This is a genomic window from Enterobacter cloacae complex sp. SHL001, from assembly GCF_049236825.1.
GTDB classification, from domain to species: domain Bacteria; phylum Pseudomonadota; class Gammaproteobacteria; order Enterobacterales; family Enterobacteriaceae; genus Enterobacter; species Enterobacter hormaechei_C.
The window spans coordinates 34,942-49,223 of record NZ_JBMKIP010000008.1; the positions used below are offsets into that span (position 1 = coordinate 34,942).

The 14,282-nt window shown below is 54.3% G+C and carries 15 protein-coding genes; 10 read left to right on the plus strand and 5 right to left on the minus strand.

Annotation, left to right across the window (positions count from 1 at the left end; genetic code table 11):
* Positions 1-4 precede the first annotated feature (4 nt).
* The 3 genes from aaeB (at position 5) to ACOTYH_RS18705 (ending at position 3,831) form a co-directional block, all read left to right on the plus strand.
* On the plus strand, positions 5-1,972 hold the full coding sequence (aaeB, locus tag ACOTYH_RS18695) for a p-hydroxybenzoic acid efflux pump subunit AaeB (protein WP_003860418.1): 1,968 nt from the start codon (positions 5-7) through the stop codon (positions 1,970-1,972).
* Between the two features lie 86 nt (positions 1,973-2,058).
* Positions 2,059-3,513, plus strand: a complete 1,455-nt coding sequence (locus ACOTYH_RS18700) for an NAD-dependent succinate-semialdehyde dehydrogenase (protein WP_017382714.1) — start codon at positions 2,059-2,061, stop codon at positions 3,511-3,513.
* A gap of 45 nt (positions 3,514-3,558) precedes the next feature.
* Positions 3,559-3,831, plus strand: a complete 273-nt coding sequence (locus ACOTYH_RS18705; RefSeq protein ID WP_003860424.1) for a barstar family protein — start codon at positions 3,559-3,561, stop codon at positions 3,829-3,831.
* Between the two features lie 59 nt (positions 3,832-3,890).
* On the opposite strand, the gene yhcN is transcribed toward ACOTYH_RS18705, so the two are convergent.
* Positions 3,891-4,154, minus strand: coding sequence for a peroxide/acid stress response protein YhcN (gene yhcN, locus ACOTYH_RS18710; RefSeq protein ID WP_006812160.1), 264 nt, complete (start codon positions 4,152-4,154; stop codon positions 3,891-3,893).
* Between the two features lie 375 nt (positions 4,155-4,529).
* On the minus strand, positions 4,530-5,000 hold the full coding sequence (argR, locus tag ACOTYH_RS18715) for a transcriptional regulator ArgR (protein WP_003860428.1): 471 nt from the start codon (positions 4,998-5,000) through the stop codon (positions 4,530-4,532).
* Positions 5,001-5,397: 397 nt separating this feature from the next.
* Here argR and mdh point away from each other — a divergent pair, with 397 nt between their 5' ends.
* Complete coding sequence (gene mdh / locus ACOTYH_RS18720; RefSeq protein WP_003860429.1) at positions 5,398-6,336, plus strand: malate dehydrogenase; 939 nt, start codon at positions 5,398-5,400, stop codon at positions 6,334-6,336.
* A 51-nt stretch (positions 6,337-6,387) separates the two neighbouring features.
* Here the strand turns inward: mdh and degS are convergent, their stop codons facing one another.
* The 3 genes from degS to zapG all read right to left on the minus strand — a co-directional run bounded on the left by degS (position 6,388) and on the right by zapG (position 9,484).
* A complete protein-coding gene (gene degS / locus ACOTYH_RS18725; protein ID WP_003860430.1) occupies positions 6,388-7,455 on the minus strand; it encodes an outer membrane-stress sensor serine endopeptidase DegS in 1,068 nt (355 codons plus the stop codon).
* Positions 7,456-7,547: 92 nt separating this feature from the next.
* Entirely contained in the window at positions 7,548-8,915 is a 1,368-nt protein-coding gene (gene degQ, locus ACOTYH_RS18730; RefSeq protein ID WP_015572006.1) for a serine endoprotease DegQ, read from the minus strand.
* 170 nt (positions 8,916-9,085) lie between these two features.
* Positions 9,086-9,484: a Z-ring associated protein ZapG gene (zapG, locus tag ACOTYH_RS18735; RefSeq protein WP_003860432.1), complete on the minus strand. Its 399-nt coding sequence runs from the start codon at positions 9,482-9,484 to the stop codon at positions 9,086-9,088.
* Positions 9,485-9,673: 189 nt separating this feature from the next.
* On the opposite strand from zapG, the gene zapE reads away from it, so the two are divergent.
* The 6 genes from zapE (at position 9,674) to nanR (ending at position 14,261) form a co-directional block, all read left to right on the plus strand.
* Positions 9,674-10,798, plus strand: a complete 1,125-nt coding sequence (zapE, locus tag ACOTYH_RS18740; RefSeq protein ID WP_017693899.1) for a cell division protein ZapE — start codon at positions 9,674-9,676, stop codon at positions 10,796-10,798.
* A 292-nt stretch (positions 10,799-11,090) separates the two neighbouring features.
* Positions 11,091-11,519, plus strand: a complete 429-nt coding sequence (gene rplM / locus ACOTYH_RS18745) for a 50S ribosomal protein L13 (RefSeq protein ID WP_003860434.1) — start codon at positions 11,091-11,093, stop codon at positions 11,517-11,519.
* Between the two features lie 15 nt (positions 11,520-11,534).
* Positions 11,535-11,927, plus strand: coding sequence for a 30S ribosomal protein S9 (rpsI, locus tag ACOTYH_RS18750; protein ID WP_003860436.1), 393 nt, complete (start codon positions 11,535-11,537; stop codon positions 11,925-11,927).
* Positions 11,928-12,234: 307 nt separating this feature from the next.
* Positions 12,235-12,873, plus strand: coding sequence for a stringent starvation protein SspA (gene sspA, locus ACOTYH_RS18755; RefSeq protein WP_003860438.1), 639 nt, complete (start codon positions 12,235-12,237; stop codon positions 12,871-12,873).
* 5 nt (positions 12,874-12,878) lie between these two features.
* Positions 12,879-13,376 carry a ClpXP protease specificity-enhancing factor gene (gene sspB / locus ACOTYH_RS18760; protein ID WP_026080566.1) on the plus strand — a complete coding sequence of 166 codons (498 nt, stop codon included), beginning with the start codon at positions 12,879-12,881 and terminating at the stop codon, positions 13,374-13,376.
* Positions 13,377-13,478: 102 nt separating this feature from the next.
* Positions 13,479-14,261 carry a transcriptional regulator NanR gene (nanR, locus tag ACOTYH_RS18765; RefSeq protein WP_017382717.1) on the plus strand — a complete coding sequence of 261 codons (783 nt, stop codon included), beginning with the start codon at positions 13,479-13,481 and terminating at the stop codon, positions 14,259-14,261.
* Positions 14,262-14,282: the final 21 nt, after the last annotated feature.

A 14,282-nucleotide genomic window follows, 5' to 3' on the forward strand; every position in this document is an offset into this window, starting at 1 on the left:
CGCTATGGGCATTTTTTCCATCGCCAGCCAGCACATCCGCTTCGCCGTGAAGCTGGCATGCGCCATTGTGCTGGCGCTGTTTGTTGGCTTCCATTTCCAGCTTGAAACGCCGCGCTGGGCCGTTCTGACCGCCGCGATCGTCGCCGCCGGTCCAGCCTTCGCGGCGGGTGGCGAACCTTACTCCGGGGCAATTCGCTATCGCGGGATGCTGCGTATTATCGGCACCTTTATCGGCTGTATCGCCGCTCTGACCATTATCATCCTGATGATCCGTACGCCGCTGCTGATGCTGATTGTGTGCTGTATCTGGGCGGGTTTTTGCACCTGGGTCTCTTCGCTGGTGAAGGTGGAGAACTCGTACGCCTGGGGTCTGGCGGGGTATACCGCGCTGATTATTATCATCACCATTCAGAGTGAACCGCTGCTTGCTCCGCAGTTCGCCGTCGAACGTTGTAGCGAGATTGTCATTGGTATCGTCTGCGCGATTGTCGCAGATCTGCTCTTCTCTCCGCGATCCATCAAGCAGGAAGTCGATCGTGAGCTGGACGCGCTGATTGTTGCTCAGTACCAGCTTATGCAGCTGTGCATTAAGCACGGCGACAGCGAAGAGGTCGACAAGGCCTGGAGCGCGCTGGTGCGCCGCACGCAGGCGCTGGAAGGGATGCGCAGTAATCTCAACATGGAGTCTTCCCGCTGGGAGCGGGCCAATCGTCGTCTGAAAGCGATCAATACCGTCTCGTTAACGCTGATCACCCAGGCGTGTGAAACCTACCTGATTCAGAACACCCGCCCCGAAGTGGTAACGGATACTTTCCGCGAACTGTTTGATGAGCCCGTGGAGACGGTGCAGGACGTGCATCGACAGCTTAAACGCATGCGTCGTGTGATTGCCTGGACAGGAGAACGGGATACGCCAGTCACCATTTATACCTGGGTTGGCGCCGCAACGCGCTACCTGCTCCTGAAACGCGGCGTGATTAGCAACACCAAAATCAGTGCGGCGGAAGAAGAGGTATTGCAGGGCGAAGTGGTGATCAAACCGGAGTCCGCCGAGCGCCACCATGCGATGGTTAATTTCTGGCGTACCACCCTGGCCTGTATACTCGGCACGCTGTTCTGGCTGTGGACCGGCTGGACGTCCGGCAGCGGCGCGATGGTGATGATTGCCGTCGTCACCGCGCTGGCGATGCGTCTGCCCAACCCGCGCATGGTCGCGATCGATTTTCTGTACGGCACCATTGCGGCGTTACCCATTGGTGCGCTCTACTTCCTGGTGATTATTCCCTCGACGCAGCAAAGCATGCTTTTGCTCTGCATCAGCCTGGCGGTGATGGCGTTCTTTATCGGGATTGAGGTACAAAAACGCCGTCTGGGATCGTTGGGTGCGCTGGCGAGCACGATTAACATCATCGTGCTGGATAACCCGATGACCTTCCATTTCAGCCAGTTCCTGGATAGCGCATTAGGTCAGCTGGTGGGCTGTTTCCTGGCGATGATGGTGATCCTGCTGGTGCGGGATAACTCTCAGGCGCGGACAGGGCGTGTGCTGCTGAATCAGTTTGTGTCGGCCGCCGTATCGTCATTGACTACCAACACCGCGCGGCGTAAGGAGAACCACCTGCCGGCGCTCTATCAGCAGCTGTTCCTGTTGTTGAATAAATTCCCGGGCGATGTCGCCCGCTTCCGCCTGGCGTTAACCATGATTATCGCGCACCAGCGTCTGCGGAACGCGCCAGTGCCGATCAACGATGATTTGTCCGCTTTCCACCGCCAGCTACGGCGAACGGCGGACCATGTGATATCGGCATCGAGTGATGACAAACGTCGCCGCTACTTTAAGCAACTGCTGGAGGAACTGGATATCTACCAGGAGAAACTGCGGATCTGGGAAGCGCCGCCGCAGGTTACCGAGCCGGTAGAGCGGCTGGTGTTTATGCTGCACCGCTACCAGAATGCGCTGACAGACAGCTAACGAAGAGAAAACCGACGCCAAAAGCGTCGGTTTTTTTGTGGCTATACTTATTCTTGCAGGTTCAAACATTCAGGAAGGGAGGACACATGACAACCCAGGCTCTTCAGGACAGTATTCTTTTTCAGACCGGGTATCTGGTTAACGGTATCTGGAAAACACTCGACACCACGTTTGATGTGCTAAACCCGGCCACGGGCGAGGTGGTCGCGAAAGTGGCGAAAGCAGGGAAAGCCGAAACCGAAGAGGCCATTGCGGCCGCGACGAAGGCCTTTCCCGCATGGCGCGCAAAAACGGCAAAAGAGCGCTCCACGATCCTCTATCGCTGGTATGAACTGATTATCGAGAATAAAAGCTGGCTCGGGCGACTGATGACTACCGAGCAGGGCAAGCCGCTGAAAGAGGCTGAAGGTGAGGTGGACTACGCTGCCAGCTTCATTCAGTGGTTTGCCGAGCAGGCCAAGCGCGCCAACGGTGAAATCATTCCTCCGGTTAAACCCGGCTCCCGTATTCTGGCCACTCGTGAACCTGTCGGGGTGGTTGCTGCTATCACGCCATGGAATTTCCCGATGGCCATGCTCACCCGTAAGCTCGGCCCGGCGTTGGCAGCAGGATGTACCGGCGTCATCAAGCCTGCAAACAACACGCCGCTGAGCGCCTTTGCGCTGCTGACGCTGGCGAAGCAGGCCGGTGTGCCGGATGGTGTGCTGAATGCGGTCGCGGGGAGCACCTCAGAAATTAGTGACGCCATTATGGCCAGCCATGACGTGCGCAAAATCTCGTTTACCGGATCAACCGCCGTCGGGAAAACACTGGTTCGCAATTCCGCAGAGACCATGAAAAAGGTATCGATGGAGCTGGGTGGTAATGCGCCATATATCGTTTTCGAGGACGCGGATATTGAGGCCGCCGTCAAAGGTGCCATTGCCAATAAGTTCCGTAACGCCGGGCAGGTCTGCGTCAGCGTAAACCGTTTCTATATTCAGGAGACGGTCTATGACAAGTTTGTCAATCAACTTGCCGATGCGGTGAAGGCGCTGAAGGTGGGTAACGGTCTGGACGAGGGCGTCGTTGTCGGCCCGCTGATTGAGCCTTCGGCTGTCGAAAAAGTCCGTGAGCACGTCGAAGATGCGGTAGCGAAGGGCGCCACGGTGCTGGCTGGGGGTAAACCGCACGAACTTGGCGGCAACTTCTGGATGCCAACCGTACTCGGTGACTGCCATGAAGGCATGAAGCTGGCAGAAGAGGAGACCTTTGGTCCCGTTGCCGCTTGCTTCCGCTTCACGTCGGAAGACGAAGTGGTTATGCGCGCTAACAATACGCCTTACGGGCTGGCAGCCTACTTTTATACCCAGAATCTCTCGCGCGTGTTCCGCGTCTCGCAGGCCATTGAGAGCGGCATGATCGGAATTAACGAATGTGCTGTCTCGACCGAACTGGGTCCGTTTGGGGGCGTAAAAGAGTCCGGGCTGGGCCGCGAAGGGTCCGTGCTGGGGCTGGAGGAGTTTCTGGAAGTCAAAACCCTGCATATCGGGGGATTATAATAGACAGGGCGGCATTTGCCGCCCGCCTGTACCGGGTGGCTGGCAATGAAAATTTATACCTTTGATTTTGACGAAATTGAGAGTCAGGAAGACTTCTATCGCGAGTTTATTCGGGCGTTCGACCTGGAGCGGGGCAGCGTAAGCAATCTTGATATGCTGTGGGATGTGGTTACCGGCGATCGTCTGCCGTTACCGCTGGAAATCGAATTTACCCATCTGCCTGAAAAACTACGCAGACGCTTTGGTGCATTGATTTTATTGTTTGATGAAGCGGAGGAGGAGCTGGAAGGGCAACTGCGTTTCAACGTGCGCCAGTGATAAAAAAGCCCCTGACCGGGAGGTCAGGGGCAAGTCGTATGATGAGATACGACGAGGGTTTATTTGTACAGTTCTGCGGTAGCGTGCCAGTGGTCGCCACTGCGCGCTTCGATGATGCGATAGGATGACGCACCCTGTTCTTCCGCTTTTTTGTTCAGCATTTCGTGCATGTCCATCGGAGACGTACCGATGGCGCCAACAGAAACAGTCCCGATAGCCTGACGGGATTGTGCCTGTTCAGCATTGATGGTGTCGGCTGCAAACGCACCGAATGACAGGACTGACAGTACGCTCAGGGCAGCTACAGTGGTTTTAATTTTCATGATTATTTACCTCGTCAATTATTTTACTGGGGTCTTTGTTCTGTGACCCTCATCACAAAATCAAGTATACACTAATCACGCAAAAAATTAATACCAGACTAATGGTTTCGTCTGTTATTACGCGTTAAAAAATTCATTTTTTATAACGAGAATGCATAAAAAAAGGCACAATGCGAGGTTTGTGGTTTTTTATTATTTAAATCAAAGGGGTATGGTAATTTGATTTTTTGTGCGATTTTGCGGCAGATCATTCACTGAATGAATGTTAACAGGCGGTAAAAAGCACTATTTGCAAAAGTAGCAGGCAGAGAAAAGCAGGGTAAAACGCGGTAAAAGCAGAATGATCCCCGCAGCCAGGCGCTACGGGGCAGACAATTACAGCTCCTGTTCGAACAGGACCAGAATCGCTTCGTAGAGGTCTTTCACCGAGAAACCATTTGCCGGGGTGGTAAAAATGGTGTCATCGCCGGCGATGGTCCCGAGGATCCCCTCTGCTTTACCCAGCGAGTCCAGCAGGCGGGCAATCAGCTGGGCTGCGCCCGGGCTGGTGTGGATCACGACCACGGCATCGTTATAGTCGATGTCCAGAACCAGGTTTTTCAGCGGGCTGGAGGTCGTTGGCACGCCAAGTTCAGCAGGCAGGCAATAAACCATTTCCATTTTGGCGTTGCGCGTACGCACCGCACCAAACTTGGTTAACATGCGAGAGACCTTCGACTGGTTGATGTTGTCGAAGCCTTGTTCCTGCAACGCCTGAACAATTTCTCCCTGAGAACTGAATTTCTCTTCTTTGAGTAGCGCTTTAAACGCCTTCACTAATTCTTCTTGCTTAGACGAGCTTCGCATAAGTCACCCGGAATATGACGATAGAAACAACATTATTATGCATGTGGATGAATTTTTATGCAAATTATCTACCTGGCACCAGGCTGAAATAATGTTATGAAAGGGAGAGATTTTATCAGATTTCGTTATCGGAAAACATGCCTGGGTCACGCCGCGCAAATAAGCTTAAAAGTAAATTAAATGTTATCAAAATGATGTTGTTTTGGTGGCGTGGCAGGGTGTATTGTAACCCCCTCTTAATTCGTTGTTGCCTGCATCCCGATAGTATTCAGGTGAAGGCGAAAGACGTGCGACCTCAAATTCTTTAGCGATGAAAATTGTAATTAATGACGTGCTGAATTATGGTCGCCGCAACGGAGTTACAGATACTTAAGTTAACCATAATAAGGAGTTTAGGATGAAAGTCGCAGTCCTCGGCGCTGCTGGTGGTATCGGCCAGGCGCTTGCCCTACTACTGAAAACCCAACTGCCTTCAGGCTCAGAACTCTCCCTGTACGATATTGCTCCGGTAACCCCAGGTGTGGCGGTTGACCTGAGCCACATCCCGACAGCTGTGAAAATCAAAGGCTTCTCCGGTGAAGATGCGCGTCCTGCGTTGCAGGGTGCCGACGTGGTGCTGATCTCCGCGGGTGTTGCGCGTAAACCGGGTATGGATCGTTCAGACCTGTTCAACGTCAACGCGGGCATCGTGAAAAACCTGGTTCAGCAGATTGCTGAAACCTGCCCGAAAGCGTGCATCGGGATCATCACCAACCCGGTGAACACCACCGTTGCTATCGCAGCAGAAGTGCTGAAGAAAGCGGGCGTTTACGACAAGAACAAACTGTTCGGCGTAACTACGCTGGATATCATCCGCTCCAATACCTTCGTGGCTGAGCTGAAAGGCAAGCAGCCAACGGAAGTGGAAGTGCCGGTTATCGGCGGTCACTCTGGCGTGACCATCCTGCCTCTGCTGTCGCAGATCCCGGGCGTGAGCTTCACCGAGCAGGAAGTGGCTGATCTGACCAAACGTATTCAGAACGCAGGCACCGAAGTGGTGGAAGCGAAGGCGGGTGGCGGTTCTGCAACCCTGTCTATGGGCCAGGCGGCGGCACGTTTCGGCCTGTCTCTGGTTCGCGCGTTGCAGGGCGAAAAAGGCGTTGTTGAATGCGCCTATGTTGAAGGCGACGGTGAACACGCGCGCTTCTTCTCTCAGCCGCTGCTGCTGGGTAAAAACGGTGTTGAAGAGCGTAAGTCTATCGGCACGCTGAGCGCGTTTGAGCAAAACGCGATGGAAGGCATGCTGGATACGCTGAAGAAAGACATTACGCTGGGCGAAGAATTCGTTAACAAGTGATCTTATCCCGGTAAAAAAAACGGAGCGTTAAGCTCCGTTTTTTTATGCCCGTCAGTTAGTGGCCGGGTATTCCTGGATGGTGACCTGAATCGTCAGCTTCTTGTCATTACGCATGACTTCAACAGGGATGATGGAGCCCGGGCGAATCTCAGCCACCTGGTCCATGGTTTCCAGCGCAGAGACCGCTGGCGTACCGTTGACGGAAAGGATAACGTCGTTCACCTGGATACCTGCGTTGGCCGCCGGGCCGCCAGGCGCCACTTCGTTGACCACAATCCCCTGGATCTGATCGATACCACCGCCCTGCGTATGCATCGGCGCGATTTCACGCCCGCCAATACCGATGTAGCCACGGATCACGCGGCCATCGCGGATCAGCTTGTCCATGATCTTGGTCGCCAGCTGGAACGGAATGGCAAAGCCAATCCCTTCCGGCGTTTCGCCGTCGTTGCTCTTGTCGAATGAGAGGGTGTTAATGCCCATCAGTTCGCCCAGAGAGTTCACCAGAGCACCGCCGGAGTTACCGTGGTTGATTGAGGCATCGGTTTGCAGGAAGTTCTGCCGCCCTGACGGGTTCAGGCCGATACGACCGGTCGCGCTGATGATCCCCTGAGTGATGGTCTGGCCCAGGTTGTACGGGTTACCGATCGCCAGCACCACATCGCCGATGTGCGGGGTGCGTTTGCGATTAATCGGGATTGTCGGCAGACCGCCCGTGGCGTTGATCTTCAGCACCGCCAGGTCGGTAAGGCTGTCCGACCCCACCAGCAGGGCTTCAAACACGCGGCCATCCTGTAAGGCGACGATAATCTGGTCGGCATCGTTAATGACGTGTTTATTGGTGATGATGTAGCCCCGGTCATCCATGATCACACCGGAACCGAGCGTGCGGATCTCCAGCTGGTTATGAGCGGAACTGTTAAGCCCGCGGTTATAGACGTTAACCACGGCGGGGGCGGCACGGCGTACCGCCTGATTGTACGTCGCAGGCGTTTCATCCGTGCTGTCGAACTGAGGAGCCGACAGTTTGTTGAACTGGCGTAAAGATGGCATAGCCACCAGCAGCAGACCGGCAACGATCAAACCAATGACAATTGAACGAAAGAGCTTTAAAAGCATGATGCGTGTGTCGTTAAAAAAGGAACGGTTTGCAGCATAACATGAGTTATCCGGACATCACACGCAGCGGCGATGTCCGGAGTCGCAAATGGTTAACGCAGTAAAATGTAGAGGGTGTCGTTGCCTCGGATAATTTGCAGGGCAATGACCGCCGGTTTACTCTCCAGCACCTTACGCATTTCGGCAATAGACTGCACGCGAGTGCGGTTCACGCCCACGATCACGTCGTCCTGATGTAAACCTGCCTGCGCGGCCGGGCTGCTCTTCTCAACGGTAGTGACGGTAATGCCTTTCGTGCCGTTTTTAAGCTGACCGTCGCTCAGCGTAGCGCCCTGAAGAGCCGGGGAGATCTGTTCTGCGCTGGCGGAAGAGGAGGTGCTCTTGTCCAGCGTCACTTCCACGGTCAGCGGTTTGCCCTCACGGATCAGGCCCAGCTTCACTTTAGCGCCCGGCTCCGTGGTGGCAATACGTGATCGTAATTCAGCGAAGCTGCTCAGCGGTTTATCGTTCAGGCTGACAATAATGTCGCCGGATTTCACGCCCGCTTTCGCAGAGCCTGAGTTGGGAAGCACTTCGCTGACAAACGCCCCGCGCTGGACGTTGAGCTTAAAGGCTTTGGCGATATCGGCGCTCATCTCCATGCCTTTGATGCCCAGCAGACCGCGCTTAACCTCGCCAAACTGAATCAGCTGTTGAGACAGGGTTTTCGCCATGTTACTCGGAATGGCAAAACCAATCCCGATGCTACCGCCGCCTGGCGCGAGGATAGCGGTGTTGATGCCGATCAGCTCACCGTTCAGATTAAGCAGCGCACCGCCGGAGTTGCCCCGGTTGATGGAGGCATCGGTCTGGATGAAGTTTTCCAGCCCTTCGAGATTCAGGCCGCTGCGCCCCAGGGCGGAGACAATTCCGGAGGTGGCGGTCTGGCCTAAACCGAACGGGTTACCGACCGCGACGGCAAAATCACCGACGCGCAGCTTATCGGAATCTGCAATGGCGATCTGGGTCAGGTTGCTGGGGTTTTGCACCTGTAGCAGGGCGATATCACTCTGATCGTCACCGCCGATCAGTTTGGCGTCAAACTCCCGACCATCGTTCAGCTGAACGCTGATTTTATCGGCCTGGCTGATCACGTGGTTATTGGTCAGGATATAGCCCTTAGCCGCGTCGATAATCACCCCTGAGCCCAGGCCTTCAAACGGCTGAGCCTGCTGATCCGGCGCATCTTCGCCAAAATATTTCTTCAGCTCTTCAGGAATACGCTGGCTTTGGCGTGCCGTCCCTTCCACCTGAACGCTGACTACCGCAGGCAGGACTTTTTCAAGCATCGGCGCAAGGCTGGGAATGGCTTCTTGTCCAGGCACCTGCGAAGGCAGTGCCGCACTGGCGGGGAAGGACGCCGAGAGAGATAACCCGACACTTAACGCTAAGGCGCTCAACAGCTGGTTTTTTTTCTTCATTGATGCTGACTCTCGTATCCTGGAATGAAAAAGAACGGCCCCAAAAACATCTTGATGTTATTGAATTTTCAACCGCTGAACAATGAGGTGTTTGACTAAATAATAGCTGGGGACGGGAAGAAAGGACGGGCGCATAAGGTACGCCCGTAAAATTTATTCAGGTTGTGCGATTAATCGCGTTTTACGCCACCGCGCAGCAGGCCGGACGCGCCGTCTGAATAGTCGCGTGGCATCTGAACCGGAGCCTGATCGTTACCGGCTTCAGAATCAGCCAGACGATTGCGGAAGGGGTTGGTCTCCGCGGTCATTTCCGGCAGCAGGCTGCTGGAGCTTTTCGCCATGTGCTGGTAGAGCTGGCGATAATCTGTCGCCATGTTGTCCAGCAGCTCAGCGCTACGGGCAAAGTGGCTGACCAGCTCTTCGCGATATTCTTCCAGTTCAGCTTTGTTCTTTTCCAGTTCGTATTGCAGTGACTGCTGCTGACGCAATTTGCGGTTACCGAAACGCATGGCCACAGCACCAATGATGATGCCGACGACTAAACCGATTAGCGCATATTCCCAGGTCATGAACTTCTCCCGTTGTCTTGTTGTTCCGTAGGGTGTTGGCTCGGCTCCTGCCTGTGCCTGATTATGCCACTATAACCGCTATTTCCGCAGAAGTGGAATCCTGACGTATCATCGCGTAGTGTAGAGCGGCCTTTTTTTCATCAGCCACGCGCGCTGGTGAGGTTTAACTAAAGGAATAACAACAACATCATGCAAAACCTGTCCCCTTCATCGCGTTACCAACTGGCCCTGAGCGAGGGCACACACCAGCCGGATGATGTCCAGCGTGAAGCGGTTAACCGCCTGGACACGATTTATCAGGAACTTCTGGCGAAACCCGCCGATGCGGTGCAGAGCAGTGGGCTGAAGGCGGCATTCGGCCGTTTACTGGGCAAAAAAGAGCCCACGGTAAACGCACCGGTTCGTGGCTTATATATGTGGGGCGGCGTTGGGCGGGGTAAGACCTGGCTGATGGACATGTTCTACCAGAGCCTGCCCGGCACGCGTAAGCAGCGCCTGCACTTTCACCGTTTTATGCTGCGGGTCCATGAAGAGCTGACGGCGCTCCAGGGCGAAACCGACCCGCTGGACATTGTGGCCGATCGCTTTAAGGCGGAAACGGACGTGCTCTGCTTCGACGAGTTCTTCGTTTCCGATATTACGGATGCCATGCTGTTGGGGGGCCTCATGAAAGCGCTGTTTGCGCGTGGGATCACTCTGGTGGCGACCTCCAATATCCCGCCGGATGAGCTTTATCGCAATGGTCTCCAGCGGGCGCGTTTCCTGCCGGCCATTGATGCTATCAAACAGCACTGCGACATCATGAACGTCGATGCCGGCGTCGATTATCGACTGCGCACATTAACGCAGGCACACCTGTGGCTTTCGCCGTTGAACGCCGACACAGCCCGCGAGATGGATAAACTGTGGCTGGCGCTGGCGGGAGCGCCGCGGGATAACGCGCCAGCGCTGGAGATTAATCATCGTCCGTTGCCGACGCTTGGCGTAGAAAACCAGACGCTGGCCGTCTCGTTTGCAACGCTCTGCGTGGACGCCCGCAGCCAGCATGACTACATTGCACTTTCGCGTCTGTTCCATACCGTTATGTTGTGGGATGTGCCCGTTATGACCCCACTCATGGAGAGCGAAGCGCGCCGCTTCATCGCGCTGGTAGATGAGTTTTACGAGCGCCACGTTAAGCTGGTGGTCAGCGCCGAAGTGCCTTTATATGAGGTTTATCAGGGCGAGCGCCTGAAGTTTGAGTTCCAGCGCTGCCTGTCGCGCCTGCAAGAGATGCAGAGCGAAGAGTACCTCAAGCGTGAGCATATGCCATAATAAACGCTCCCCTCTCCCCGTGGGAGAGGGGCTGGGGGTGAGGGCACCAGACCGCACAATACCTGACCCCGAAAAACCCATTCCAAATCACATTTAAGGGTCGATCTTTGACCTCAACTTCTCTATAATCTTGCGACCCCACGTTACGAGAAGGTTTTTTTCCCGAAACTTTCTATGTGTCGGCATGTGCTATTCGAAGGGGTAGGTTTGCCGGACTTTGTCGTGTGAACCTCAACTGACTAAACGTTTGGGTGTTCACCAACGTGTAACTTATTATTTGGGTAAGCTTTTAATGAAAACTTTTACAGCTAAACCAGAAACCGTACAGCGCGACTGGTATGTTGTTGACGCGACCGGTAAAACTCTGGGCCGTCTGGCTACTGAACTGGCTCGTCGCCTGCGCGGTAAGCATAAAGCGGAATACACTCCGCACGTTGATACCGGTGATTACATCATCGTTCTGAACGCTGACAAAGTTGCTGTTACCGGCAACAAGCGTACTGACAAAATGTACTACCACCACACCGGCCACATCGGTGGTATCAAAGAAGCGACCTTTGAAGAGATGATTGCCCGCCGTCCTGAGCGTGTGATTGAAATCGCGGTTAAAGGCATGCTGCCAAAAGGCCCGCTGGGTCGTGCTATGTTCCGTAAACTGAAAGTTTACGCAGGCAACGAGCACAACCACGCGGCACAGCAACCGCAAGTTCTTGACATCTAATCGGGATTATAGGCAATGGCTGAAAATCAATACTACGGCACTGGTCGCCGCAAAAGTTCCGCAGCTCGCGTTTTCATCAAACCGGGCAGTGGTAAAATCGTAATCAACCAGCGTTCTCTGGAACAATACTTCGGTCGCGAAACTGCCCGCATGGTAGTTCGCCAGCCGCTGGAACTGGTTGATATGGTAGAAAAACTGGATCTGTACATCACCGTTAAAGGTGGTGGTATCTCCGGTCAGGCAGGTGCGATCCGTCACGGTATCACCCGCGCGCTGATGGAGTACGACGAATCCCTGCGTTCTGAACTGCGTAAAGCTGGCTTCGTTACTCGTGACGCTCGTCAGGTTGAACGTAAGAAAGTGGGTCTGCGTAAAGCACGTCGTCGTCCACAGTTCTCCAAACGTTAATCCATTCTGCTTACGCAGAACGATTGGCGAAAAACCCGCTTCGGCGGGTTTTTTTATGGATAATGCGCAGGTTATCCACAGTAACATTTCATATATCTTCTCTTTTTCCACATTTCCGGAATCCCCTCACCACAAAGCCATCAAAATCTGGTAAACTATCATCCAATTTTCTGCCCAAATATCGGTGAATACTCGATTTTTGTTCGATTCTTGAACAATGTGTCTTCTCTGGGATGGGCGATACATCATCTGGCTGGCCCCGTTGGGCTGGTAGCAGTAAAAATTCTGAATATACCTGGAGGTTTTCATGGCTGTCGCTGCCAACAAACGTTCGGTAATGACGCTGTTTTCTGGTCCTACTGACATTTATAGCCATCAGGTTCGTATCGTGCTGGCCGAGAAGGGTGTCAGTTTTGAGATCGAGCATGTGGAAAAGGATAACCCGCCTCAGGATCTGATCGATCTCAACCCGAGCCAAAGCGTACCGACGCTGGTGGATCGCGAGCTGACCCTGTGGGAATCCCGTATCATTATGGAATACTTGGATGAGCGTTTCCCGCATCCGCCGCTGATGCCTGTTTATCCTGTTGCGCGTGGTGAAAGCCGCCTGTACATGCAGCGTATCGAGAAAGACTGGTACTCGCTGATGAACGTTATCGTCAACGGTTCCTCTTCTGAAGCGGATGCTGCACGTAAACAGCTGCGTGAAGAGCTGCTGGCAATCGCGCCAGTCTTTGGTCAAAAGCCTTTCTTCCTGAGCGACGAGTTCAGCCTGGTGGATTGCTACCTGGCTCCGTTGCTGTGGCGTCTGCCAACCCTGGGCGTAGAGTTCAGCGGCCCTGGCGCGAAAGAGCTGAAAGGCTATATGACTCGCGTCTTTGAACGCGACTCTTTCCTGGCATCTTTAACTGAACCGGAACGTGAAATGCGTCTCGGCCGAGGCTAATGACTGTGGAAATGTCACAACTTTCACCACGCCGTCCGTATCTGCTGCGCGCCTTCTATGAATGGCTGCTGGATAACCAGCTCACGCCGCACCTGGTTGTGGATGTGACGTTGCCGGGCGTGCTGGTTCCAATGGAATACGCGCGCGACGGACAGATTGTACTGAATATTGCGCCACGCGCAGTGGGTAACCTGGAGCTGGCGAACGACGAAGTGCGCTTTAATGCGCGCTTCGGCGGCGTGCCGCGTCAGGTTTCCGTGCCGCTGGCAGCTGTGCTGGCTATCTACGCCCGTGAAAACGGTGCGGGCACCATGTTTGAGCCGGAAGCGGCTTATGATGAAGAGGTTGCCAGCCTGAATGATGATGAGGCATCCGATGAACGCGAAAGCGACACGGTAATGTCTGTCATCGATGGCGATAAACCCGATCATAATGACGACACCGATCCGGATGACGAGCCACCACCACGCGGTGGTCGTCCCGCACTGCGCGTTGTGAAATAAACAAACAGGCCCGACGGGCCTGTTTTGCTTTCGGTCCCTTTTCGCCCCCTCTAATTTCCTGTGTTATGATGAACTGTTTTCCTTCAATGGCACCGGACTGCAATGAAACCGACTGATCTTAAAGCTGAAAACTCTGATGAAACCATTGGTCGCAGCCTGCGCCGTCGGCCGCTGGCGCGCAAAAAACTGTCTGATATGGTGGAAGAAGAGCTGGAGCAGATGATCCGTCGGAAGGAATTTGCCCAGGGAGAGCAGTTACCCTCCGAGCGCGAACTGATGGAGTTCTTCAACGTGGGTCGCCCCTCGGTGCGCGAAGCGCTGGCGGCGCTAAAGCGTAAAGGGCTGGTGCAGATTAACAACGGTGAACGTGCCCGCGTAACCATGCCGTCTGCCGATACCATCATCAGTGAATTGTCGGGAATGGCGAAAGACTTTCTGACCCAGCCCGGCGGTATTGCCCATTTCGAGCAGCTTCGCCTGTTCTTTGAATCCAGCCTTGTTCGTTATGCCGCAGAATATGCCACTGACGATCAGATTGCGCAGCTCACAAAAGCCCTGGAGATCAACAGCCAGTCCCTGGATGACAACACGCTATTTATTCGTTCCGATGTCGATTTTCACCGCGTGCTGGCGGAGATCCCCGGCAATCCGATCTTCAATGCGATCCACGTTGCGCTGCTTGACTGGTTAATTGCGGCGCGTCCTAAAGTGCCGGACGCAGAGCTTTATCAGCATAATGAAGTCAGCTATCGCCAGCATATCGCAATTGTGGATGCGATCCGCCGCCGCGATCCCGATGAAGCGGATCGGGCGTTGCAAACTCACCTTAACAGCGTCTCCGCCACCTGGCACGCTTTCGGCCAGCATTCAAAAGCCAAAAAATAACGATCCTTTAGTGAAGCAGAT

Coding starts and splice junctions, on each gene's coding strand:
- mdh (WP_003860429.1), top strand. CDS start 5,398: ATGAAAGTCGCAGTCCTCGGCGCTGCTGGTGGTATCGGCCAGGCGCTT.
- ACOTYH_RS18700 (WP_017382714.1), top strand. CDS start 2,059: ATGACAACCCAGGCTCTTCAGGACAGTATTCTTTTTCAGACCGGGTAT.
- ACOTYH_RS18705 (WP_003860424.1), top strand. CDS start 3,559: ATGAAAATTTATACCTTTGATTTTGACGAAATTGAGAGTCAGGAAGAC.
- rpsI (WP_003860436.1), top strand. CDS start 11,535: ATGGCTGAAAATCAATACTACGGCACTGGTCGCCGCAAAAGTTCCGCA.
- argR (WP_003860428.1), bottom strand. CDS start 5,000: ATGCGAAGCTCGTCTAAGCAAGAAGAATTAGTGAAGGCGTTTAAAGCG.
- yhcN (WP_006812160.1), bottom strand. CDS start 4,154: ATGAAAATTAAAACCACTGTAGCTGCCCTGAGCGTACTGTCAGTCCTG.
- degQ (WP_015572006.1), bottom strand. CDS start 8,915: ATGAAGAAAAAAAACCAGCTGTTGAGCGCCTTAGCGTTAAGTGTCGGG.
- rplM (WP_003860434.1), top strand. CDS start 11,091: ATGAAAACTTTTACAGCTAAACCAGAAACCGTACAGCGCGACTGGTAT.
- sspA (WP_003860438.1), top strand. CDS start 12,235: ATGGCTGTCGCTGCCAACAAACGTTCGGTAATGACGCTGTTTTCTGGT.
- aaeB (WP_003860418.1), top strand. CDS start 5: ATGGGCATTTTTTCCATCGCCAGCCAGCACATCCGCTTCGCCGTGAAG.
- zapG (WP_003860432.1), bottom strand. CDS start 9,484: ATGACCTGGGAATATGCGCTAATCGGTTTAGTCGTCGGCATCATCATT.
- degS (WP_003860430.1), bottom strand. CDS start 7,455: ATGCTTTTAAAGCTCTTTCGTTCAATTGTCATTGGTTTGATCGTTGCC.
- zapE (WP_017693899.1), top strand. CDS start 9,674: ATGCAAAACCTGTCCCCTTCATCGCGTTACCAACTGGCCCTGAGCGAG.
- nanR (WP_017382717.1), top strand. CDS start 13,479: ATGAAACCGACTGATCTTAAAGCTGAAAACTCTGATGAAACCATTGGT.